Origin of the sequence: Mycobacterium sp. SMC-4 (assembly GCF_050205565.1) — a bacterium.
Classification (GTDB): Bacteria; Actinomycetota; Actinomycetes; order Mycobacteriales; family Mycobacteriaceae; genus Mycobacterium.
Window position 1 is genome coordinate 237,304 of record NZ_JBNMQU010000002.1, and the last position, 22,230, is coordinate 259,533.

Sequence of the window (22,230 nt, forward strand, 5' to 3'; positions counted from 1 at the left end):
CGACGGTGAGACCGCGGCCCCGCACCCCGGCGCAGACTCACGCGCGACGCGCAGACGAAACCCCCACGAAACACGCTGCTTCTAGCTTCGAGGACATGTCCGACGGCAGCAGTCCACGTTTCCTGCAAGGCGCCTTCGAGTTCGACGGGGCGGGCTATGACAAACCCACGCTCCTCGACCCCACCCTGCGTTACGTGGTGCCGCCCGGCATCACGACTCAACCCGTGTACTTCCGGGGCGGCAACTCGACCGATCACATGATCGCGGTGATCCTGTTCCGCGACGGAGAACCGATGCGCTACTTCCCCATTGCCGCCTCCGGCGCCACCCACGTGGTGCTGAGGGTGGTGGAGGATCTGCTGGGTGACACCGAGCTGGAACTCCACGTCGCGGCACCCGTCGGGGTGACCGGCACGGTGATCGTCGACCTGGGCCTGGTGGAGGTGTAGCGATGGCTCGTCTTGTGGTCGTCGGCAACGGCATGGCCGGTATCCGCGCCATCGAGGAGATCCTGGCCCGCGGCGGCCGCGACCGCTTCGACATCACCGTGTTCGGCGACGAGCCCTACGGCAACTACAACCGGATCCTGCTGTCGAACGTCCTCGCCGGCTCTGATGACCCGGACGCGATCTACCTCAACGGACTGGACTGGTACGCCGAGCACGGCGTCGATCTGCGCGCGGGGGTGCGGGTGGTGCGTCTGGACACGTTCGCCCACGTGGTGCACGCCGACGACGGCACATCACTGCGCTACGACAAACTCATCCTCGCCACCGGCAGCCGCTCGTTCTTCCCGCCGATCACCGGTCTGTGGGCCGACGACAAGACACTGGCCGACGGCGTGTTCGGCTTCCGCACCCTCGACGACACCGCAGCGATGATCTCCGCAGCCGCGAGCCGCGCGCACGCCGTGGTGATCGGCGGCGGGCTGCTCGGCCTGGAAGCCGCACGCGGCCTGCAGAGCCGCGGGCTGGCCGTGGATGTCGTGCATGCCGGACCGACGCTGATGAACGCGCAACTCGACGACCCCGCCGGCGCGGTCCTGCGGAAATCGGTGGAAGCACTGGGAATCAGAGTGCACACCGAGAAACGCACCACCGAGGTGGTCATCGATCCTGAGTCAGACCGCTTGCGCGGCATACGGTTCGCCGACGGGTCCGGGCTGGATTGCGACATGCTGGTGATCGCGGCCGGTATCCGGCCCAATGTCGGTCTGGCACAACGGGCCGGGCTGACCGTCGAACGCGCGATCGTCACCGACGACCACATGCGCTCGATCGACGACGACGACGTCTACGTCGTCGGTGAGTGCGCCCAGCACCGCGGCCAGGTCTACGGCCTGGTCGCCCCGCTCTGGGAGCAGGCGAAAGTCCTCGCCGACCATCTGACCTCGTCCGACGCGCGCGCCGCCTACCACGGCTCACGGGTGGCCACCAAGCTGAAGGTCGCCGGCGTCGACGTCGCGGCCATGGGCCTGAAAGCCCCGGAGCATCCCGACGACGAGTTCATCCAGTACAGCGAACCCAAGCACGGGGTCTACAAGACGGTGGTGATCCGGGACGGGAAGCTGGTCGGCGCCACACTCATCGGAGACGTGTCGAAGGTGTCCTTCCTGACCCAGGCGTTCGACAGCGGCCTGCCGCTACCCGAGGAGCGCGTGCAGTTGATGTTCGACATCGCCACGCCCGACATCGGCACCGGCGTCGCGGAGCTGAGCGACGACGCACAGGTCTGCAACTGCAACGGGGTCACCAAGGGCGCACTGGTGGCCGCCGTGCGCGACGGGCAGACCTCGGTGACCGGCGTGATGGCCGCCACCAAGGCCGGAAAAGGTTGTGGCTCCTGCAAACAACTCGTGGCGCAGGTCGTCGAGTGGGCGGCCGAGGGGGCGATCACCGAGGACCCGTCGGCGTCGTGGTACGTGCCGGCCATCCCCTATGACAAGCCCACGTTGATGCGTCACATCCGCGACCTGCGCCTGACGTCGGTGTCGTTGGTGTTCGCCGCGCTGGCGCCCGACGGGCAGCCCGACGCCAACTCGAAGATGGCCCTGGCGTCGCTGCTGGACATGATGTGGGCCGATGAGTTCGTCGACGAGCGCGATGCCCGGTTCATCAACGACCGGGTGCACGCCAACATCCAGCGCGACGGCACGTTCTCGGTGGTACCGCAGATGAAGGGCGGGGTGACCAGCGTTCAGCAGCTGCGCAAGATCGCCGACGTGGCCGAGAAGTACGACATCCCGATGATCAAACTGACCGGCGGACAACGCATCGATCTGCTCGGGGTGCGCAAAGAGGACCTGCCCGCGGTGTGGACCGATCTGGACATGCCGTCGGGATATGCCTACGGCAAGAGCTTCCGAACCGTGAAAACCTGTGTGGGAACGGACTTCTGTCGGTACGGACTCGGCGATTCGACGGCTCTGGGCATCGCGATCGAGGAACGCTACAAAGGGCTGGCCAGCCCGGCGAAGATGAAGCTCGCCGTGACGGGCTGTCCCCGCAACTGCGCCGAAGCGCTGTGCAAGGATCTCGGCGTGGTGGCCGTCGGCGACGGCCGGTGGGAGATCTACGTGGGCGGGGCTGCGGGCGCGCACATCCGCAAGGGCGACCTGCTGGCCACGGTGAACAGCCCCGACGAGGTGATCACGTTGACGGGGCGGTTCCTGCAGCACTACCGCGAGAGCGCGAACTGGCTGGAACGCACGTACGCGTGGGTGCCGAGGGTGGGTATCGACACGCTGCGCGCCGTGTTGGTCGACGACCCCGACGAGGCCTTCCTCGCCGGTCTCGACGAGCGGATGCAGAAGTCCGTCGACGCCTATCGCGATCCGTGGCGCGACGGTGCCGACCCGGCCACGCCGGGACAGTTCCGTCCGTCCCTGCCGCTGGTCGCGCTGCCGCAGGTGCCGGTGCGGTGAGCGACATCGAGCTCGGCGGCATCGGCGAGATACCCGTCGGTGAGGGCCGCACGTACACCGTGTCCGGCGAACAGATCGCGGTCTTCCGGTTGCGCGACGGGTCACTGCGGGCCGTGACAGCGGTGTGTCCACACCGGGGCGGGCCGCTCGCCGACGGGCTCGCCGACGACCGTGTGGTGGTGTGCCCGCTGCACGGACACACATTCGACCTGGCGACGGGCAGCGAGGTCTCGGGTGCGTCCGGGGCCGGGATGACGGTGCGCAGCTATCCGGTCCGGGTGGTCGATGGACGCATCCTGCTCGGTGGGTGAGATCGCCGCGTCGGGGCCATAATGGCCGGCGTGTCCCGCAAGGTCCTTTTTCTTGTCAACGAGCCGATGGCCACCGAGGCGCTGCTGGGCGATGCGTTCGCCGCACAGGGCTTCGAGGTCGAGACCTTCGAGGTCGTTCCGCCCGAACACGCCGATGACCCGGCGCGCGACGTGGTTTTCCCGGACCCGACCGGTTACGACGTGATCGTCCCCCTCGGTGCGTCATGGCCGGTGTACGACGAGGCGTTACGCCGCACCTGGGTGGGCGCGGAGATGCAGTTGCTCCGTGACGCCGCCGATTCCGGAATCGCGCTGCTGGGAGTGTGTTTCGGCGGGCAGCTGATGGCGCAGACGTTCGGCGGCTCGGTGGCGCGTTCGCCGCGGCCCGAGATCGGCTGGTACGACGTCCTCAGCGATCGACCCGACGTGGTGCCGGGCGGCCCGTGGTTCCAGTGGCACTTCGACCGTTGGACGTTGCCACCCGGGGCGACCGAGATCGCGCGGACACCGAACTCCTCCCAGGCTTTCGTTTTGGGCCGATCACTGGCGCTGCAGTTCCACCCCGAGATCGACGCCGACCTGCTGAAGATCTGGTTGGCTGCCGACCGCGACGGTGACGTCCTTGCCGCCGGCCTGGATCATGACGAGTTGATCAGCCGCACAACCGATCTCGCGGAGTCGACGGCACCGCGGATCCGGAACCTGGTCAGGGGGTTCCTGACCCACGTCGCCGGTCAGCCCTTACCCAGCTGATGGGCCAGGGCGGCCTCGATGCCGGGGTGGCGGAACGTGTGGCCCAGCCCGAGGAGTGCCGCCGGCACCACCCGCTGACTGGCCGCGGCCAACTCGCGGGCACCCTGCTCGCCCAGCAGCACGCGGGGACCGAAGGACGGCACCGGCAGCAGCGCCGGCCGGTGCAGCACCGCGGCCAGTGCACGGGTGTAGTCGGCGTTGCGGATCGGTTCGGGGGCAACAGCATTGACCGGACCGGCCAGTTGCTGGTCGTACAGCGCCCGGTGGTAGACGTCGAGCAGGTCGTCCAGACCTATCCACGCCATCCACTGTCGACCGCCGGCCACCGGGCCGCCGAGTCCGGCGCCGAACAGCGGGCGCAGCAGGCGCAGCATGCCGCCGGCCGAGGACTGCACGATCCCGGTGCGCACGGTGACCACCCGTAGGCCTGCGTCGCGCGCCGGCGTGGTCGCGGCTTCCCAGTCGGTCACCACGTCGGCGAGGAAGCCGTCGCCGCGCGTGCTGTCCTCGGTGAGTTGCGTGTCGCCGCGGTCGTTTCCGTAGTAGCCGACCGCCGAGGCGCTGACGAAGACCCGGGGCCCGTCGGCGGAGTCGGCCGCGACCTGCGCCAGCCGTCGCGTCGGCTGCACCCTGCTGTCGCGGATCCGTGCGCGGTGGGCGGAGGTGAACCGTCCGGCGATCGACTCGCCGGCCAGATGGACGACGGCGTCGACCCCGTCGAGCAGGTCGGGGGCCGGTGACTGCGGGGACCACTGACGTTCGTCGGGACCGCCCGGCGCGCGCCGGACCAGCCGGATGACCCGGTGGCCGCCGGTGGTCAGGAACGCGCACAGCGCGGCGCCCACCAGACCGGAGGACCCCGTGACCGCGACCGTCAGCGGCGCCAGCCCGGCCTCGGCGGCTCTGCGGTGCGCCGCCAGATCGTCGGCGACCTGACGATGGCGGTAGACGAACATGGGCCGCAGCATCGCCTCGGGTACCGCCGCGTCGACGCGGTCGTACATGCGGGTACGGACACCGTCGACGTCGTCGAAGGTGTGGGTGTGGCGCCACCCGCCGAGCGCCCGCACCGGCCCGGACACCACTCCACGTGGCGACAGCTCGTCGACGAAGCGGTGCGGGGGTTCATACGCCGACGGATCGTGGCGGGCCGTCCAGCGCACACCGCCGGGCAGCCGCAGCACGGCGACGCCGTCGGCCAGCGACTCGGCCTCGGCGAGGGCCGTCATCGGCTGCCACGGCGGGGTCAGCCGGTGGATCGCGCCGGGCCGAGCGTGCCAGTCCCAGACCTCGGGCCGCGGGTGGTCGACCACGCTCTCGAATTCGATTCCCACTGGTCCTCCTGGGCGTTTGTCGGTCGTTGGCTATTCGGCGCCACCGACGCCGGGGATTGCCTGCCTCCCGGACGGGTACCCCCACGCCGGAATGGCACAGAGGGCAACGGTCTTCTCCGACCGCCGTGACGCGGGCCGGGCGGTGGCGCGCGACCTGCTCGCCCACCGGGGACGCGCCGACGTGCAGGTGTTGGGGCTGGCTCGCGGTGGCGTCCCGGTCGGCTGGGAGGTCGCCGCGGCGCTCGACGCACCGTTGGATGTCTGTCTGGTGCGCAAACTCGGTGTGCCGCAATACCCCGAGCTGGCGATGGGGGCGATCGCCACCGGGGGCGGCGTGGTCCTCAACGACGATCTGCTCCGGAGTCTCGGCCTCGGCGACGAGGACATCCGGACAGCTGTGGAGCGTGAGACGGTCGAACTGCGCCGCCGCGAGGACGTCTATCGCGGTGGGCGCGGCCCGTTGAACGTGACCGGTCAGACGGTGATCCTCGTCGACGATGGGATCGCCACAGGCGCCAGCATCACCGTCGCGGTCCGTTCGGTACGCGAGATCGGTGCCCGCGCAGTCGTCGTCGCGGTGCCCGTGGGCCCGGTATCGGTGTGCCGCCGACTGCGACAGGAAGCCGACGACGTCGTGTGCACGACGTCTCCGCCGCACTTCCGCGCGGTCGGCCAGGTGTACGCCGATTTCCATCAGGTCAGCGACGACGAGGTCCGCGACATCCTCGCCACCCCGACCATCCCCGGCGGGACTGAAATTCGTTGAGCCACAAGGGCTCAGGACTTGCGCGCCTCATCGTCGGAGGCGTCGGGCACGTCCGACGTGTCCGACGTGGCGTGGGCCTCGGACGTGTCGTGGGCGTCGGAGGTGTCGGTGGTGTCGGAAACCTCGGGGGCGTCGGGGACGTCTGAGGGTTCGTCCTCGTAGTCCGACGCGATGGGCGCCTCGTCCGGATAGTCCTCGGGATAGTCGTCCGCGTCGTCATCGGCATCGACGGCCGCGGCGGCGTCAGGCTTGGAGCGGTCCCGCAGCGCGTCGACGATCAGCAGGATGACACCGATGGCGCTGGCCGCGATGCACACCCACGCGATCATCTCGTTGCTGGTGACCACCGCGGTCACCAGTGCCGCCAGTCCGATGACGGCGAGCACGAGCGCCACGATCAGCATGGGCCAACCTTCGATCGGTGGGGCACGCGACTAGTTGTTGCCCCGATTGAACTGGTTGAAGCCACCGTCGTTGCCCGCACCGGAGTCCACCGGCGCCGCGGAACCGCGCTGACCCAGCTCTTCGAGCTGAGATTCCAGGTAGGTCTTGAGCCGTGTGCGGTACTCGCGTTCGAAGGTACGGAGCTGCTCGAGCCGTCCCTCCAGCACGGTGCGCTGCTGGTTGATGGTGCCCATGATCTCGGAGTGCTTGCGCTCCGCATCGGCCTGCAGCGCGTCGGCCTTCTCCTGGGCCTGGCGCAGCTGGGTCTCCGACCGCGTCTGCGCGTCGGCGAGCATGGCCTCGGCGCGCTGGCGGGCATCGGTGACCGTCGTCTCGGCGGTCTGGCGCGCCTCGGCGACCATGGCGTCGGCCTGGGCGCGGGCATCGCTGAGCATCTTGTCGGACTCGGCCTTGGCGCTGCTGGTCAGGCGGTCGGCAGTCTCCTGCGCGAGGCTGAGCACCTTGGCCGCGCGCAGGTGCTGGTCCTCGCTGCTGGCCGCGGGCGCAGCCGGCGCGGGGGCCGGCGCCTCGTACACCGGCTGCGGAGCCGGTGCGGGTTCGGGCTCCGGCTCGTAGGCTGGGATCGTCTGCGTCGGCTGGGAGGACCCGGACCGGGCGGCGGCGAGCTCCTGGTCGAGTTCGGCGACTCGCTGACGGAGGTCGCTGTTCTCCTCGATCAGACGGGACAGCTCGTTCTCGACGAGGTCGAGGAACGCATCGACCTCATCCTCGTTGTAGCCGCGCTTACCAATGGGTGGCTTGCTGAACGCGACGTTGTGCACGTCGGCAGGAGTGAGCGGCATCGTCTGCCCCCTTGAAGTCTGGACCGTGAACGATCACAAAGTGTAGAGCCTTACAGGGTCGTAACTGGCGTCCATCCTGTCACACGTGACCCTGCGGTTGCAGATGAGGTCAGGAAATAAGACAGATTTTCAACAATCGCGAAACACGCCCCGATGAGCGCAGGGCCGACCCACCCCGGGACGCCGACCCGGCCCAGGAGGCATCGGCCCTGGTCAGACGAGGTTCAGGCCGCGGCGCTGAACGCCAGCTGCATCCCGATGAACGCCAGGAGCAGCAGCACCATGATCGACAGATCGAACCGGATGGCGCCGATGGTCAGCTGCGGAATGATCCTGCGCAGCAGCCGCACCGGGGGGTCGGTCAACGTCATGATGATCTCGAGCACCACGACCGTGGCGCCGCGTGGATGCCAGTCGCGACTGAACGAGCGGATGAACTCGACAACGACCCGGGCGATCAGCAGCAGCCAGAAAACGAACAGCGCGAAACCCAGGATTTCGAAGAAGAGCCCCAACGGAAGCGACCTCACTCGTAGGCAGATGGTGACGTTCGATACCGCCCGCGATTCGGCCGGTGTGCCGCTGTGCGCGACCCGGCCAGCCTACCTGTGGTCGCGGCGCCGCCTCACTGGTAGGCGTAGAAGCCGGCCTCGGCGATCCGGCGACGCTGCTCGGCGGTGACGTCGACGTCGGCCGGCGAGAGCAGGAACACCTTGGTGGCGACCTTGTCGAATGAACCACGCAGAGCGAAGGCAAGGCCGGCGGCGAAGTCGACCAGCCGTTTGGCGTCGGCGTTGTCCATCGACACCAGGTCCATGATCACCGGGGTGCCGTCGCGGAACCGCTCACCGATGGTGCGGGCCTCGCTGTAGTCCTTGGGACGCAGCGTGGTGATCTTCGCCAGCGGGCTGCCGGCCTCGAACAGCTCGGCCATGCCGCGGGGGTCCATCGCCAGGGCGCCGCGGGTCGATCCGCGCATCGCGCCGAATCGCGGTGGGGTGCGGTCGAATTCGCGGGGGGTGCGCATGCGGGGCTCGAAGCGGCCGTCCTCGAAACCGCCGGCCATGCCCGCACGGTAGGCGGGCGGCTCGTCGTAGTCGCGGCGGTCGTCGTAGCCGCGCGGGTAGGCCTCGTCCTCGAAGCGGTCCTCGCGGGGACGGCGGTACCCGCGGGCCGGGCCGCGCTCGTCGTCTTCGTAGTAGTCGTCCTCGTAGTCGTCCATCGGCGCCATACCGAAGTAGGCCTTGACCTTGTGCAGTGTGCTCATCGTGCGAACCCCTTGTGCGGTGATGAAGTTTCTGTCTTGTCGGTAGACCCGAGAGACTCTGTTGTCTGTGGTGATCGTGTGACTGGTGTGACTTCGGGTGACGTTAGCGGTCGCGCTCCCAATAGCGCGGTACCGACACGCACACAAGTAGAGCCGTGTTTGACCGCGGCTTCCAGGTCACCCGACATGCCGGCCGACAATCCGAGCCGTTGCGGATACCGCTCCTGCACCCGCCGATGCTCCTGTTGCAAACGGCTGAACGCGGCATCGACGTCGGCGCCGAGCGGGGGAATCGCCATCAACCCGGCGAAGTGCAGCCCGTCGGCGCGGTCCAGCGCGTCGCACAACTGGTCGATACGTGTGGTCGCATCGACATCGACACCGCCCCGGGCCTCGTCGCCGTCCAAGCTCAGTTGCAGGAACACGTGCAGCGGATCGGCGCGCTGACCCTGCTCGAGCGCGTCGGCGGCGGCGCGAGACAGCGCGTCGACGAGTTTGGGGCTGTCCACCGAATGCGCGACGTGTGCCCACCGCGCAATCGAGCGTGCCTTGTTGCGTTGAATCCGGCCGATCATGTGCCACCGGATCCCGGCGTCACCGGTGAGTTCACGCACCTCGTCGACCTTGCGGCCGGCCTCCTGGTCACGGGACTCACCAAAGGCCCGACACCCCAAGCGGTGCAGCGCTGCGACGTCGGCGGCCGGGAAGAACTTCGTCACCGGCAGCAGCTCGATGTCGTCCACCGGGCGTCCGGCAGCGTCGGCCGCGCGCTGCAGCCGGGCGCGCACCGCGGCCAGCGCAGTGGCAAGTTCCTGCTCGCGGGCGCCGCTCATGACACCGGCTCCAGCCAGATCAACGACGCCAGCCGGCCGGTGGGTGCGCCGCGGCGGTGGCTGAACAGCGACCGATCGGCGACAGTGCAGCGCGGATCGATGTCGACCGCGTGCACACCCAGGGAGCGCAGCTGCGCGGCGATGCCCGCGCGCAGGTCCAGTCCGGCCGTGCCGCGCGCGGTGGTGGTACGGCTGCCCGGCAGCGCCTGCTCCACCTCGGCGGCCATCTGTTCGGGCACCTCGTAGTTGCGACCGCTGACCGCGGGCCCCAGTAGTACCGACATGTCCTCGGCGTGGGCGCCGACAGACTCCATGGTCTCCAACGCGCGCCCCACGATGCCGTTCTGCGCGCCGACGCGTCCGGCGTGCACCGCCGCGACCACGCCGGCGCGCGCGTCGGCCATCAGCACGGGCACGCAGTCGGCGGTCACGACAGCCAACGCGAGCCCGGGCCGGGCGGTCACCAGGCCGTCGGTGTCGTCCGGTGTCTCCGCCGCATCGTCGACCACCCGCACGTTGGTGCTGTGCACCTGGTTCATCCACACAATCTGATCGTCACGGCCGTCGTGACCCGCGCCCGCGCTCAGTCCGAGGGCCGTCGCCAACCGGTGGCGGTTGGCGGCCACGGCGGCGGGGTCGTCGCCGACGTGGTCACCCAGGTTGAAGGTGTCGAACGGGGGCTTGGAGACCCCGCCCGCGCGGGTCGTCGTCACACGGCGCACACGAAATCGCACGCTGCGACCGTACGTCGTTCAGTGACGCATGAACGGCGGCACGTCGACGTCGTCGTCGGAGATGCCGCCGTCGTCGCCACCGATACGCACCGTTGCGCCGTTGGTCACCGGGACGCTGGCCGGGTCGTTGTCGAACAGCGACGATCCGACGCGACCGGCCTTGCCGGGTGCGATCGGGGTGCTGGCCGGCGCTTCGGCGGGTGCCTCGCTGGTGACGGGCTTGCGGCCCGGCCCGGCGGCGTCGAATCCGGCGGCGATGACGGTGACGCGCACCTCGTCGCCCAGGGAGTCGTCGATCACGGTGCCGAAGATGATGTTGGCGTCGGGATGGGCGGCGTCCTGCACCAGCGACGCGGCCTCGTTGATCTCGAACAGGCCCAGGTCGCTGCCACCGGCCACCGACAGCAGCACGCCCTGCGCACCTTCCATCGAGGCCTCCAGCAGCGGCGAGTTGATCGCGATCTCGGCGGCCTTGAGGGCGCGTCCGTCGCCGCGCGCCGAGCCGATGCCCATCAACGCGGTGCCCGCGGAGCTCATCACGCCCTTGACGTCGGCGAAGTCGACGTTGATCAGGCCGGGGGTGGTGATCAGGTCGGTGATGCCCTGCACGCCGTTGAGCAGCACCTCGTCGGCGCTGCGGAACGCGTCCATCAGCGACACCGCGGCGTCGCCCATCTGCAGCAGGCGGTCGTTGGGGATCACGATGAGCGTGTCGCAGCTCTCCCGCAGCGCCTGGATGCCGTTCTCGGCCTGGTTGCTGCGGCGCTTGCCCTCGAAGGAGAAGGGTCGCGTCACGACGCCGACGGTCAGGGCGCCGAGCTTGCGGGCGATCGACGCCACCACCGGCGCGCCGCCGGTCCCGGTGCCACCGCCCTCACCGGCGGTCACGAACACCATGTCGGCGCCGCGCAGCAGCTCCTCGATGTCGTCCTTGGCGTCCTCGGCGGCCTTGCGGCCGACCTCGGGGTCGGCGCCGGCGCCGAGTCCGCGCGTGGAGTCGCGACCGACGTCGAGCTTGACGTCGGCATCGCTCATCAACAGCGCCTGTGCGTCGGTGTTGATCGCGATGAACTCGACGCCCTTGAGGCCCTGTTCGATCATCCGGTTGACGGCGTTGACGCCGCCGCCGCCGATGCCGACCACCTTGATCACTGCGAGGTAGTTATGCGGAGGGGTCATCGCCGCGGTTGCCTTCCTGCCTGGTTGCTGTCTGCTCTGCGGAGTTCCCCCTGATCAAAACCCTCAACCTCAACCTGAGGCTTAGAGTTATGTCAAGTTGTTCCGCGTAGACAGAACGGTAGGGTCAGCGCCCGCACGAACTCAGCAGGCGCGCCGACACGCGCGCAGAAATTTCCGCCGCACTACTTGACGGTCGGCAGATCGGGGCTGGAGACGTCATAGACCTGGCCCGGCTGGGTCAGCAGCGCCGCGAGTTTGAGCGCCTTCTCCTCGGTGCGGTCGGTGGTGCCCCACACCACCGTGCGGCCGTCTACCAGCGTCAAGGTGATCGACGCCATCGACGGCGCCGTGACCCGCCCCACCTGCGTGGCCACTTCCGGCCGCAGCGAGGTCATCACCTGCAGGGCCGCCTGGGTCGCCGGGTCCTGCGGACCCGGATTCTCGGTCTCGAGGTACGGCACACCCGGCGGCGGCGGTCCGGTGGCGAAATCGACGCCGTCCTTGTCGAACTGGTGCACGCCGTCCGGGTAGTCCCGCACCACCACCGGCACCCGCTCGACGACCGTCACCCGCAGGGTCGACGGGTACTCCCGCTGCACCCGCACCGACGCGATTCGCCGGATTCCGGCGACGCGTTCGGCCACGTGATCGGTGTTGACCTGCAACAGCGGTGTGCCCGGTGCGACCGCCGCAACGTCGACGACCTCCTGCTCGGGCACCGCGCCCAGACCGACGACCACGATGTTGCGCGCCGACATGATCGGCGTGAAATACAGCAGCAGACCCAGCCCGACCACCAGCACGGCGATGCCGGCGGTCCACAGCAGCGCCTTGAGGCCGCGCACCGCGCCGCGGCTGAGCGTCGCGCGTTCGGCGCCCGGCGTGCCCAGGGCGCGGCGCTTGGCCTCGCGGCGCGCGTTTTCGATGGCCGTCGCCCGGGCCAGGGCCTCCCGGCGTTGCTCGCGTTCGCGGCGCGCACGGCGGCGCGGACCCTCGACGTCGACAGCTTCGGTCTCAGGCGCCTCGTCGGTGTCCGTGTCCGGCGTCTCGCGGTCCGGATCGTCGTCGCGAGGCTCGGTCATCGTGGCGTCGGCCCCGATCCGCCCGGAGACGCTCGGTTGGCTTTGTCGGCGAGCTCGCTGACGATCAGTGCACCGAGCATCGTGACGTCGCCGGCGCCCATGGTGACCACCACGTCGCCGGGTTCGGCTACCGCGGCCACCTGGCCGGCCACCGCCGAGAAGTCGGGCACGTAGGTCACCGGCGCAGTCACGTGGTCGGCGACGGTGGCGCCGCTCACCCCGGCCAGCGGCTGCTCACGCGCGGCATAGACGTCGAGCACGAAGACTTCGTCGGCCACGCTCAGTGCGGAACCGAACTCGGCCGCGAAAGCCTCAGTGCGCGAATACAAATGGGGCTGGAAGACCACGATGGCCCGGCCGCGCTCTCCCTGCTCGACGACCGCCCGCACCGCGGTCAGCGTGGCGCGCACCTCTGTCGGATGGTGGGCGTAGTCGTCGAAAACCCGTACGCCATAAGCGGACCCGACGAGTTCGAAGCGTCTGCGCACGCCCTCGAAGTCGGCCAGCCCGTCGAGCACCACCTCCGGCGACGCGCCGGCACGGACCGCCGCCAGCAGCGCGCCCATCGCGTTGAGCGCCATGTGCCGCCCGGGCACCGCCAGCCGCATCACCCGTGGACCGTCCTCGTCACGCAGCTGCACAACGGCCACCCCGCCGGTCCCCTGTTGCGACCACTCCAGCAGCTCGGCGTCGAGCGCGTCGCCCGCGCTGCCGTACCGCAGCACCGTGACCCCTTGGGCTGCAGCGCTTTCCGACAACGCGTGGGCACCGGGGTCATCGGCGCACACCACGAGCGCCCCGCCCGGCCGGATGCGCTCGACGAACTGCTCGAAGACCTCGGTGTAGGCCTCCACACTGCCGAAGAAGTCCAGGTGGTCGGCCTCGATGTTGGTCACCACCACCACATCGGGGTGGTACTGCAGCAGCGACCCGTCGCTCTCGTCGGCTTCGGCGACGAAGAACTCGCCACTGCCGTGGTGGGCGTTGGTACCGGGTTCGCCCAGGTCTCCCCCGACGGCGAACGACGGGTCCAGCCCGGCGTGCTGCAGTGCCACGATCAGCATCGACGTGGTCGTCGTCTTGCCGTGGGTGCCGGTGACCATCAGCGTGGTGCGCCCGGCCATCAGCTTGTCGAGCACCACCGGACGCAGGATCACCGGGATGCCGCGCCGGCCGGCTTCGACCAGCTCGGGGTTGGTCTTCGGGATCGCCGCGTGGGTGGTGACGACCACCGTGGGTCCGCCCGGGAGCATGTCGAGGGCCGCCGGGTCGTGGCCGATACGGACCACGGCTCCGCGTGCCCGCAGCGCAGCCACCCCGCGCGACTCCTTGGCATCCGATCCGGACACCAGCGCGCCGCGGTCGAGCAGGATGCGCGCGATGCCGGACATTCCCGCGCCGCCGATGCCGACCATGTGGACGCGCGCCAGCTCGGGCGGCAGCTCGGCCGAACTCACCGCTGTGCCCGCCCGTTCCGGTGAGCACGCGCCACGTCCAAGGCCACCTCGGCGACGCGGCGAGCCGCGTCTGGATGACCCGCCAGCACGGCCGCGGCGGTCATCGTGGAGAGCCGCTCGGAGTCGGTGAGCAGCGCGGCCACGGTGTCCGCGACGAACTGCGGGGTCAGGTCGCGGTCGTCGACGATCAGCCCGCCCCCGGCGTCGACGACCGGGCGGGCATTGAGGCGCTGTTCGCCGTTGCCGATGGGCAGCGGGACGTACACCGCGGGCAGACCGACGGCACTGACCTCGGCCACCGTCATCGCGCCGGACCGACAGATCGCCAGGTCGGCAGCCGCATAGGCCAGGTCCATCCGGTCCAGGTAGGGCACCGCGACGTAGGGCGGGTCGCCAGGTGCGGGGTCGCGCAGCTCCAGGGTGTTTTTCGGGCCGTGCGCGTGCAGCACCGAGATGCCTTGACGGGCAAGGTCTTCGGCGGCTGCCGAGACAGCCCGGTTGAGCGACTGCGCGCCTTGAGAGCCGCCGAACACCAGCAGCACACGGGCGTCGTCGGCGAAACCGAAGAACGCGCGCGCCTCGGCGCGCAGGGCCGCGCGGTCCAGCGCGGTGATGGCGTCGCGCACCGGCACGCCGACCACCTCGACGCGGCCCAGGCCCGGGTCCGGCACCGCCGAGAGCACCCGCGCCGCGGCGCGGGCGCCCACTTTGTTGGCCAGTCCGGCGCTGGCGTTGGCTTCGTGGATCACCACGGGTACCCGCCGGTCCCGCCGTGTGCTGCGAGCGGCCAGATAGGCAGGCAGGGCGACGTAGCCGCCGAAGCCGATGACCACGTCGGCGCCGACGTGGTCGAGCACTCCGCGGGTCTCGCGCACCGCACGACGCACCCGCAGCGGCAGTCGCGCCAGATCAGCGGTGGGCTTACGGGGCAGCGGCACAGGGGTGATCAATTCGAGGTCGTAGCCGCGCTGGGGTACCAGCCGGGTCTCGAGTCCGCGCGCGGTGCCCAACGCGGTCACCCGCGTGTCGGGGGCCAGTGCCCGCAGCGCATCGGCCACCGCCATCGCGGGTTCGACGTGGCCCGCCGTGCCGCCGCCGGCCAGGACCACGGAAAGCGCCCGATCGCCCGTCACCCGTAACGCTGACCTTCCAATGTGCGGGCACGTCGGCCCTGCTTACGCTGGCCAGCACCATATCGGACGGAGCCGCCGGGTTCAGAAATCGGCTGCTCAGCGCCGCGGCCCCGCCCAGCCGCGCGCTCGGGCGTCGGCTTGCGCTTGGTCCGCGGTGTCGACGCGCGGTTCGACCGCGGTGTCGACGCGCGGTTCGACCGCGGTGTCGATGCGCGGCTCGACCGCGGTGTCGACGCGCGTCTCGACCTTGGTGTCGCGTTTGCGCCGGACTGAGCCGCCTGACGCCGGTCACGCGACCGCAGCCGGTCCCGGACCGCCTCGGTGCGGGTCGGCACGTAGGGCGCGGGCAGCGGCAGCCGCAGCAGCCGGTTGACGCGGTCGTCGCGGCCCGCGCGCAGCGCGGCCACCGCTTCGGGTTCGTGCCGGGCGGCGTTGGCCATGATGCCGATCATGAACAGCGTGGTGGCCGTCGACGTGCCGCCGGCCGAGATCAGCGGCAGCTGCAGGCCGGTCACCGGCAACAGTCCGACCACGTAGCCGACGTTGATGAACACCTGCGACAGGATCCACAACGTGGCGGTCGCGGTGAGCAGACGCAGGAACGGATCGGCCGATCGGCGCGCGATCCGCATGCCGGTGTAGGCGAACAACCCGAACAGGCACAGCAGCCCGGCGGCGCCGACGAAGCCGAGCTCCTCGCCGATGATCGCGAAGATGAAGTCGTTGTGGGCGTTGGGCAGGTAGTTCCACTTCGCGGTGCCCTGCCCCAGGCCGTCGCCGAAGATCCCGCCGTTGGCCAGCGCGAACCGCGCCTGGCGGGCCTGATAGCCCGAGCCCTGCGAGTCGGCGGCGGGGTCGAGCCAGGACTGCACGCGTGCGGAGCGGTAACCGGCCGACATCGCCAGTATCGCGCCGGAGATCAGCACCGCGCCCAGCGAGCTCAGGAACACCCGCAGCGGAAGGCCCGCGTACCACAGCAGGCCGAGCAGGATCACGCCCATCGACAGCGTCTGCCCCAGGTCGGGCTGGGCGACCACCAGCGCGAGCGCGATGACCGCCGCCGGCACCAGCGGGATGAGCATCTCGCGCAACGAGGCGCGTTCCATGCGCCGGGCGGCCAGCAGGTGCGCGCCCCAGATCGCGAGCGCGATCTTGGCCAGCTCCGAGGGCTGCATCGAGAAGCCCGCCACCACGAACCAGCCCCGCGACCCGTTGGCGACCTTGCCGATACCGGGGATCAACACCAGGATCAGCAGCACCACGGTCACCGCGAACCCGGTGAACGCGAACTTGCGCATCAGCCGCACCGGGACGCGCAGCGCCACGTAGAACGCCACCAGGCCGATCGCGGTCCACAGCACCTGCTTGGTGAACACCGACCACGGCGAGCCGTCGACGTCGTAGGAGTACACCCCCGACGCCGACAGCACCATGGTCAGACCCATCGTGGTCAGCAGTGCGGCGACCGCGATGATCAGGTGGAACGACGTCATCGGGCGGTTGAGCCACGACCCGAAGCGGGTGCGCGGCAACGGCAGCGCGGCGTCCGACGCCGTCAGGGCCGGGGTTCCGTCGCTGGCCGGGTTGGTGCGCCGGGTGCGCAGCCGGGTCAGGATGTTGCTCACTGCAGGACGCCTGACGCTCGGGACTACCGGACGGCGTCGCGGACGGCGGCGGCGAACGCGTCGCCGCGGTGACCGTATCCGCGGAACTGGTCGAACGACGCGCCGGCCGGTGCCAGCACCACGGCGTCTCCGGGCCGGGACAGCCGGCGGGCCGCCCGGACGACGCCCGTCATCACGGCGTCGGCCACCGGCCGCCCCGCGGTGTCGATCACGTCAGTCACACGAGTCCCACCTGTCTCAGCTGTCTCAAGCACCCCAGAATCCTCCCCCGTCACAACCTCGACGATGGGGACATCCGGTGCGTGTCGCGATAACGCCTTTGCCACGATCGCCCGGTCGCGGCCGATCACCACGGCGCCGACCAGGCGATCGGCCACCGCGGCCACCATCGCGTCGACCGAAGCGCCCTTGAGCATCCCGCCCGCGATCCACACCACCCGAGGAAACGCGCTGACCGACGCCTGTGCCGCGTGCGGGTTGGTGGCCTTGGAATCGTCGACGAAGGTCACCCCGTCGACCACCGCGACCACCTCAGCACGGTGGCGGCCCACCTGGAAGTCGGCCAGCGCACCGCCGATGGGTTCGGCGGACACTCCGACCGCGCGGGCCAGCGCTGCCGCGGCCAGCGCGTCGAGCACCCCGACCGGGCCGGCCACCGGGATGCTGTCGGCCGGCGCGAGGACCAGTCCGTCGGCGAACGCGTTGTCGACGAGCAGGCCGTCGCGCACCCCCAGTTCGCCCGCCGCCGGCGCGCCGAGCCGGAATCCCACCCGCACCGGGGCCGCGGACTGCTCCAACAGCTCGGCGGCCACCCGATCGTCGACCCCGGCCACCGCGACCCGGCCGGTCAGCGCGCGCGCCTTGGCCTGCGCGTACGCCGACATCGAGCCGTGCCAGTCGAGGTGGTCCTCAGCGACGTTGAGCACGACCCCGGCCTCCGGGCGCAGCGAAGGTGCCCAATACAGCTGGAAACTCGACAACTCGACAGCCAGCACCTCCGCGGGTTGATCGAGCACGGCCAGCACCGGGTCGCCGATGTTGCCGCACAGCACCGCGCGTCGGCCGGCCGCCAGCAGCATCGCGTGCAGCATCGATGTCGTCGTGGTCTTGCCGTTGGTCCCGGTGACCACCAGCCACTGTCGCGGCGGCCCGAACCGGCCCGACTGATCCATGCGCCAGGCCAGCTCCACATCGCCCCACACCGGGATCCCGGCCTCCGACGCGGCGGTGAGCACCGCGGCGGTCGGCGGGAAGCCAGGACTGGTGACGACGACGTCGCACTCCCCCATGCGGGCCACGGCATCCGCGGGATCGCGTGTCGTCACCCCGTGCTGCGCGAGCGCGGCCAGTGCCGCGGCGTTGTCGTCGGTGACGGTCACCTGCACGCCGAGCGGCTGCAACGCCGCGACTACGGCCTGCCCGGTGATGCCGGCCCCGGTGACCAGGACGGCGGCACCCGGCGCGATCGGTCCCAGCACGTCAGGCACCGACGGTGGTCAGCCATTCGCTGTAGAACAGCGCCACGCCGAGCCCACAGGCGATGGCGGTGAGCAACCAGAACCGGATGATGACCGTCGTCTCGGCCCACCCCACCAACTCGAAGTGGTGGTGGAACGGCGCCATCCGGAAGACCCGGCGGCCGGTGGTGCGAAAAGCCAGGATCTGCACGACCACCGAGGTGACCTCGGCGACGAACAGCGCGCCCAGCACCACAGCCAGCATCTCGGTGCGGCTGGTCACCGACAGGCCCGCGATCACACCGCCGAGGGCCAGCGAACCGGTGTCACCCATGAAGATCTTGGCCGGCGCCGCGTTCCACCACAGGAAGCCGATGCAGGCGCCGGCCGTCGCGGCCGCGATGATCGCCAGATCCAACGGGTCGCGCACGTTGTAGCAGCCGACACCGGGCGCGGTCGCGCACGCGTTGCGGAACTGCCAGAACGTGATCAGCACGTACGCCGCGCACACCATCGCCATCGCGCCGGCGGCCAGCCCGTCGAGTCCGTCGGTGAAGTTGACCGCGTTGGACCAGGCGCTCACCAGGACCACGCAGAACAACACGAACACCGCGGGCGCCAGCGTCACCGTCGCGATCTCGCGGACGTAGGACAGTTCCGGGCTGGCCGGCGTGAGACCGTCGGCGTTGCGGAACTGCAGCGCCAGCGCCCCGAACACCACCGCGGCCAACAGGATGCCGATCGTCTTGGCGGTCTTGTTCAGCCCCAGGTTGCGCGCCCGCCGCAGCTTGATCATGTCGTCGACGAAGCCGACCAGACCCAGCGAGGTGGCCAGCAGCAGAACCAGCAGGCCCGACGCCGACGGGCCCTTGCCGTCGATGACGACGCCGACCAGGTGGGTGCCGAAGTAGCTGGCCCAGATGCCGGCCAGGATCGCCACCCCGCCCATCGACGGGGTACCGCGCTTCTTGTGGTGACTCGGCGGGCCGTCCTCGCGGATCTCGTGGCCGAACCCCTGCCGGGTGAACAGCCGGATGAGCACCGGGGTCAACAGGATCGACACCGTCAACGCGATGCCGACGGCGATCAGGATCTGCCTCATCGATCACCTGCTCCGTCGGCGACCAGCGCGTCGGCCAACGCGCCCAGTCCAGCAGAGTTCGAGGCCTTCACCAACACGACGTCACCGGGCGCCAGCTCGGTGCGCAGCAGAGCCAGCGCGGCATCGGCGTCGGCGACCGCGGTGGCCTCCGAGCCCCACGATCCCTCCATGACCGCCCCGTGCAGCATGGCGCTCATAGGCCTCCCGGTTCCGACGACGATGAGTCGAGACACATCTAAGCGCACGGCCAGCCGTCCGATGCGGTCATGCTCGGTTACCGCGTCGTCGCCGAGTTCGGCCATCTCGCCGAGCACCGCGAAACTGCGTCGCTTGGGCGCGTCGCCGCGACTCATCCAGGCCAACGCCTTCAGCCCGGCGGCCATGGAGTCCGGGTTGGCGTTGTAGGCGTCGTTGATCACCGTGACCCCGTCGGCGCGGGTGCTGACCTGCATGCGTTGCCGCGACACCGGACCGGCGGTCGCCAGCGCGTCGGCCACCTGCTCGAGCGTGGCGCCGCAGTTCAGCGCCACCCCGGCTGCGCACACCGCGTTGGACACCTGATGGTCGCCGTGCACGGCCAGCTCGACCGGGACGTGCGCGGTGCCCGCGTGCAGGGTGAAACGCGGACGGGCGAGCGGATCGAGGGTCACCGCGTCGGCCCAGATGTCGAGGCCCGGTGAACGTCCGACCCGCACGACGCGCGCGGAGGTCTTGGCGGCCATCGCGGCGACCGCCGGGTCATCGGCATTGAGGATCACCACGCCGGATTCCGGAACAGATTGCGGGAGTTCGGCTTTGGTCTCGGCGATGGCCTCGCGCGAGCCGAATTCGCCCAGGTGCGCGGTGCCGACGTTGAGGACCACCGCCACCGAGGGCGGTGCGATCGCGGCGAGCGCGGCGATGTTGCCGCGGTGGCGCGCCGACATCTCCAGCACCAGGAAGTCGGTGGACTCGGTGGCCCGCAGCACGGTCCAGGGATGACCGAGTTCGTTGTTGAACGAGCCGGGCGGGGCCACCACCTCTCCCAGCGGGGCCAGGGCGGCGGCGATCAGATCCTTGGTCGAGGTCTTGCCCGACGAACCGGTGATACCGACGATCGTGAGGCCTTTTGCGACCAGCCGCGCGGCGACCGCGGCAGCCAGTTTGGCCAACGCCGCGAGCACCGCCGCACCCGAGCCGTCGCGGTCGTGTTCGAGCACCCCCGCGGTGCCGCCCCCGGGCGACGGCGCGGCCGGCTCCACGACGATCGCCGGCACCCCGACCGGACGCGCAGCGAGCACTGCCACCGCGCCTGCGGACACCGCACCCGCGGCGAAGTCGTGGCCGTCGGCGCGGGCTCCCGGCAGTGCGAGGAACAGGCTGCCGGGACCCACGGCACGGGAGTCGAACTCCACGCTGCCGGTCACGCGTCGCGCGGTCGCCTGCTCGTCGCTCACGTCGACCAGGCGGCCGCCGACGATGTCGGCGATCTCGGCCAGCGACATCTCAATCACGTGCAGCGCCTTCCGTGAGCCGGGCCTGCAGTGCCGCGGCGAGTTCCTCGCGGTCGTCGAACGGCCGCGTCTGTCCGTGGCTGGTCTGGCCGGACTCGTGGCCCTTCCCGGCGATCAGCACGGTGTCGCCGGGGCGCGCCCAGCCCACGGCGTGCACGATGGCCGCGCGCCGGTCGCCGATCTCGACGACCTCGGCATCGGCGCCTTCGGTACCGGTCAGGATGGCCGCGCGGATCGCTGCCGGGTCCTCGCTGCGGGGATTGTCGTCGGTGACCACCACCAGATCGGCCAGCTCCGCGGCCACCTGGCCCATCGGTTCCCGCTTGCCGCGGTCACGGTCGCCGCCCGCACCGAACACGACAGCCAACCGACCGTCGGTCGAGGTCCGCAGCGTCTCCAGGACCGCGCGCAGCGCGCCCGGCTTGTGGGCGTAGTCGACCAGCGCCGCGAACCGCTGTCCGCGGTCGACGGCTTCCAGCCGGCCCGGCACCGACGCGTCGCGCAGCCCCGGCGCGGCCTGCTCCGGAGAGACTCCGACCGCGTCGAGCAGCGCGGTCGCCAGCACTGCGTTGGCCACGTTGAAGCGGCCGGGCAGGCCGACCTGCAGGTGGTGGTGCACCCCGGCGGGGTCGACGGCGCGGAACTGCTGGGTCGTGGGTCCGCCGGAACCTTCGGCGACGTCCTCGACGCGCCAGTCGGCGGGACCGGCGACGCTGACCGTGACAGCGTCGTCGCGACGCCGCACCAGGGCGCGACCCCACTCGTCGTCCACACAGACGACGGCCTGCGCCGCGTGCGTCGGCGAGCCCCGGTCGAACAGCCGCGCCTTGGCGTCGAAGTACTCCTCCATCGAGGAGTGGAAGTCCAGGTGGTCGCGGCTGAGGTTGGTGAACCCGCCGATCGCGAACGCGGTGCCGTCGACGCGGCCGAGGGTCAGCGCGTGACTGGACACCTCCATGACCACGGTGTCGACGCCGTGTTCGACCATCGCGGCGAGCAGCGCCTGCAGGTCGGGCGCTTCGGGTGTGGTCAGGCCGCCGGGCAGATCACGTCCGTCGATGCGCACCCCGACCGTGCCGATCAGCGCGGCCACCCGACCGGCGGCGCGCAGACCGGCCTCGACGAGGTAGGTGGTGGTCGTCTTGCCGGACGTACCGGTGACTCCGATGACCCGCAGCTTCTGCGACGGGTGGCCGTAGACGGCGGCGGCCGCCTCCCCCAGCACGGCGCGCGGGCGCGGATGAACCAGGACAGGCACGTCGACACCGCCGAGGTGGCCCACTCCGTCGGGATCGGTGAGCACCGCCACGGCGCCACGCGCGACCGCGTCCGCGGCGTAGCGGGCACCGTGCGAGCGCGCTCCGGGCAGCGCCGCGAACAAGTCGCCCGGCCGGGCATCCTGGCCGCGCAGCGTGACCCCGGTCAGCACCACGTCCGGGATCGGGCTGCCGTCGACGGCGACTGCGGACACCAGCTGGGATACGTCGCGCAGTGGCAGGCCGACAGGGTGACTCGGGCGCAGATTCATGGCGTT

General features: G+C 70.5%; 21 protein-coding genes. 5 read left to right on the plus strand and 16 right to left on the minus strand.

Annotation, left to right across the window (positions count from 1 at the left end):
* The first annotated feature begins 95 nt into the window (after positions 1-95).
* Genes ACQI46_RS05880 through ACQI46_RS05895 form a run of 4 tightly spaced genes read left to right on the plus strand, consistent with a single transcriptional unit; the run spans position 96 to position 3,987 of the window.
* A complete protein-coding gene (locus ACQI46_RS05880; RefSeq protein ID WP_427093033.1) occupies positions 96-449 on the plus strand; it encodes a molybdopterin oxidoreductase in 354 nt (117 codons plus the stop codon).
* Between the two features lie 2 nt (positions 450-451).
* Positions 452-2,923 carry a nitrite reductase large subunit NirB gene (gene nirB / locus ACQI46_RS05885; RefSeq protein WP_427093034.1) on the plus strand — a complete coding sequence of 824 codons (2,472 nt, stop codon included), beginning with the start codon at positions 452-454 and terminating at the stop codon, positions 2,921-2,923.
* The gene (locus ACQI46_RS05890; RefSeq protein ID WP_427093035.1) at positions 2,920-3,234 is read left to right on the plus strand and encodes a Rieske (2Fe-2S) protein; all 315 of its coding nucleotides are present in this window, start codon (positions 2,920-2,922) and stop codon (positions 3,232-3,234) included. Before nirB ends, ACQI46_RS05890 begins: the two co-directional genes overlap by 4 nt.
* A 21-nt stretch (positions 3,235-3,255) precedes the next feature.
* Positions 3,256-3,987, plus strand: coding sequence for a type 1 glutamine amidotransferase (locus ACQI46_RS05895; RefSeq protein WP_427093036.1), 732 nt, complete (start codon positions 3,256-3,258; stop codon positions 3,985-3,987).
* Here the strand turns inward: ACQI46_RS05895 and ACQI46_RS05900 are convergent.
* Positions 3,969-5,321 carry a TIGR01777 family oxidoreductase gene (locus ACQI46_RS05900; protein WP_427093037.1) on the minus strand — a complete coding sequence of 451 codons (1,353 nt, stop codon included), beginning with the start codon at positions 5,319-5,321 and terminating at the stop codon, positions 3,969-3,971. The genes ACQI46_RS05895 and ACQI46_RS05900 overlap by 19 nt on opposite strands.
* 91 nt (positions 5,322-5,412) lie before the next feature.
* Here ACQI46_RS05900 and ACQI46_RS05905 point away from each other — a divergent pair, with 91 nt between their 5' ends.
* A complete protein-coding gene (locus ACQI46_RS05905; protein ID WP_427093038.1) occupies positions 5,413-6,087 on the plus strand; it encodes a phosphoribosyltransferase in 675 nt (224 codons plus the stop codon).
* A gap of 11 nt (positions 6,088-6,098) precedes the next feature.
* On the opposite strand, the gene ACQI46_RS05910 is transcribed toward ACQI46_RS05905, so the two are convergent.
* The 15 genes from ACQI46_RS05910 to ACQI46_RS05980 form a co-directional block, all read right to left on the minus strand.
* Positions 6,099-6,491, minus strand: a complete 393-nt coding sequence (locus ACQI46_RS05910) for a DUF308 domain-containing protein (protein ID WP_427093039.1) — start codon at positions 6,489-6,491, stop codon at positions 6,099-6,101.
* 30 nt (positions 6,492-6,521) lie between these two features.
* Positions 6,522-7,334, minus strand: a complete 813-nt coding sequence (gene wag31, locus ACQI46_RS05915) for a DivIVA-like cell division protein Wag31 (RefSeq protein WP_427093040.1) — start codon at positions 7,332-7,334, stop codon at positions 6,522-6,524.
* A gap of 224 nt (positions 7,335-7,558) precedes the next feature.
* Entirely contained in the window at positions 7,559-7,849 is a 291-nt protein-coding gene (locus ACQI46_RS05920) for a YggT family protein (protein WP_427062377.1), read from the minus strand.
* A gap of 110 nt (positions 7,850-7,959) precedes the next feature.
* Positions 7,960-8,601 carry a cell division protein SepF gene (locus ACQI46_RS05925; protein ID WP_427093041.1) on the minus strand — a complete coding sequence of 214 codons (642 nt, stop codon included), beginning with the start codon at positions 8,599-8,601 and terminating at the stop codon, positions 7,960-7,962.
* The gene (locus ACQI46_RS05930) at positions 8,598-9,434 is read right to left on the minus strand and encodes a YggS family pyridoxal phosphate-dependent enzyme (protein WP_427093042.1); all 837 of its coding nucleotides are present in this window, start codon (positions 9,432-9,434) and stop codon (positions 8,598-8,600) included. Before ACQI46_RS05930 ends, ACQI46_RS05925 begins: the two co-directional genes overlap by 4 nt.
* Positions 9,431-10,168 (minus strand): peptidoglycan editing factor PgeF, encoded by a 738-nt coding sequence (pgeF, locus tag ACQI46_RS05935; protein ID WP_427093043.1) that lies wholly within the window; start codon positions 10,166-10,168, stop codon positions 9,431-9,433. Before pgeF ends, ACQI46_RS05930 begins: the two co-directional genes overlap by 4 nt.
* Before the next feature lie 18 nt (positions 10,169-10,186).
* Complete coding sequence (ftsZ, locus tag ACQI46_RS05940; protein ID WP_427093044.1) at positions 10,187-11,347, minus strand: cell division protein FtsZ; 1,161 nt, start codon at positions 11,345-11,347, stop codon at positions 10,187-10,189.
* Positions 11,348-11,529: 182 nt separating this feature from the next.
* A complete protein-coding gene (locus tag ACQI46_RS05945) occupies positions 11,530-12,429 on the minus strand; it encodes a cell division protein FtsQ/DivIB (protein ID WP_427093045.1) in 900 nt (299 codons plus the stop codon).
* Positions 12,426-13,886 carry a UDP-N-acetylmuramate--L-alanine ligase gene (murC, locus tag ACQI46_RS05950; protein WP_427093046.1) on the minus strand — a complete coding sequence of 487 codons (1,461 nt, stop codon included), beginning with the start codon at positions 13,884-13,886 and terminating at the stop codon, positions 12,426-12,428. The genes ACQI46_RS05945 and murC overlap by 4 nt, the downstream gene beginning before the upstream one ends.
* Complete coding sequence (gene murG, locus ACQI46_RS05955; RefSeq protein ID WP_427093047.1) at positions 13,883-15,019, minus strand: undecaprenyldiphospho-muramoylpentapeptide beta-N-acetylglucosaminyltransferase; 1,137 nt, start codon at positions 15,017-15,019, stop codon at positions 13,883-13,885. Before murG ends, murC begins: the two co-directional genes overlap by 4 nt.
* Positions 15,016-16,632, minus strand: a complete 1,617-nt coding sequence (gene ftsW, locus ACQI46_RS05960; RefSeq protein ID WP_427093197.1) for a putative lipid II flippase FtsW — start codon at positions 16,630-16,632, stop codon at positions 15,016-15,018. The genes murG and ftsW overlap by 4 nt, the downstream gene beginning before the upstream one ends.
* Positions 16,633-16,667: 35 nt before the next feature.
* Positions 16,668-18,131, minus strand: coding sequence for a UDP-N-acetylmuramoyl-L-alanine--D-glutamate ligase (gene murD / locus ACQI46_RS05965; RefSeq protein ID WP_427093048.1), 1,464 nt, complete (start codon positions 18,129-18,131; stop codon positions 16,668-16,670).
* Positions 18,124-19,203, minus strand: a complete 1,080-nt coding sequence (gene mraY / locus ACQI46_RS05970) for a phospho-N-acetylmuramoyl-pentapeptide-transferase (RefSeq protein ID WP_427093049.1) — start codon at positions 19,201-19,203, stop codon at positions 18,124-18,126. The genes murD and mraY overlap by 8 nt, the downstream gene beginning before the upstream one ends.
* Entirely contained in the window at positions 19,200-20,696 is a 1,497-nt protein-coding gene (locus ACQI46_RS05975) for a UDP-N-acetylmuramoyl-tripeptide--D-alanyl-D-alanine ligase (protein ID WP_427093050.1), read from the minus strand. The genes mraY and ACQI46_RS05975 overlap by 4 nt, the downstream gene beginning before the upstream one ends.
* A complete protein-coding gene (locus ACQI46_RS05980; RefSeq protein ID WP_427093051.1) occupies positions 20,689-22,224 on the minus strand; it encodes a UDP-N-acetylmuramoyl-L-alanyl-D-glutamate--2,6-diaminopimelate ligase in 1,536 nt (511 codons plus the stop codon). The genes ACQI46_RS05975 and ACQI46_RS05980 overlap by 8 nt, the downstream gene beginning before the upstream one ends.
* Between the last annotated feature and the right edge of the window lie 6 nt (positions 22,225-22,230).

Coding starts and splice junctions, on each gene's coding strand:
- ACQI46_RS05980 (WP_427093051.1), bottom strand. CDS start 22,224: ATGAATCTGCGCCCGAGTCACCCTGTCGGCCTGCCACTGCGCGACGTA.
- wag31 (WP_427093040.1), bottom strand. CDS start 7,334: ATGCCGCTCACTCCTGCCGACGTGCACAACGTCGCGTTCAGCAAGCCA.
- ACQI46_RS05925 (WP_427093041.1), bottom strand. CDS start 8,601: ATGAGCACACTGCACAAGGTCAAGGCCTACTTCGGTATGGCGCCGATG.
- ACQI46_RS05945 (WP_427093045.1), bottom strand. CDS start 12,429: ATGACCGAGCCTCGCGACGACGATCCGGACCGCGAGACGCCGGACACG.
- mraY (WP_427093049.1), bottom strand. CDS start 19,203: ATGAGGCAGATCCTGATCGCCGTCGGCATCGCGTTGACGGTGTCGATC.
- ACQI46_RS05905 (WP_427093038.1), top strand. CDS start 5,413: ATGGCACAGAGGGCAACGGTCTTCTCCGACCGCCGTGACGCGGGCCGG.
- ACQI46_RS05880 (WP_427093033.1), top strand. CDS start 96: ATGTCCGACGGCAGCAGTCCACGTTTCCTGCAAGGCGCCTTCGAGTTC.
- nirB (WP_427093034.1), top strand. CDS start 452: ATGGCTCGTCTTGTGGTCGTCGGCAACGGCATGGCCGGTATCCGCGCC.
- ACQI46_RS05930 (WP_427093042.1), bottom strand. CDS start 9,434: ATGAGCGGCGCCCGCGAGCAGGAACTTGCCACTGCGCTGGCCGCGGTG.
- ACQI46_RS05895 (WP_427093036.1), top strand. CDS start 3,256: ATGGCCGGCGTGTCCCGCAAGGTCCTTTTTCTTGTCAACGAGCCGATG.
- ACQI46_RS05910 (WP_427093039.1), bottom strand. CDS start 6,491: ATGCTGATCGTGGCGCTCGTGCTCGCCGTCATCGGACTGGCGGCACTG.
- ftsZ (WP_427093044.1), bottom strand. CDS start 11,347: ATGACCCCTCCGCATAACTACCTCGCAGTGATCAAGGTGGTCGGCATC.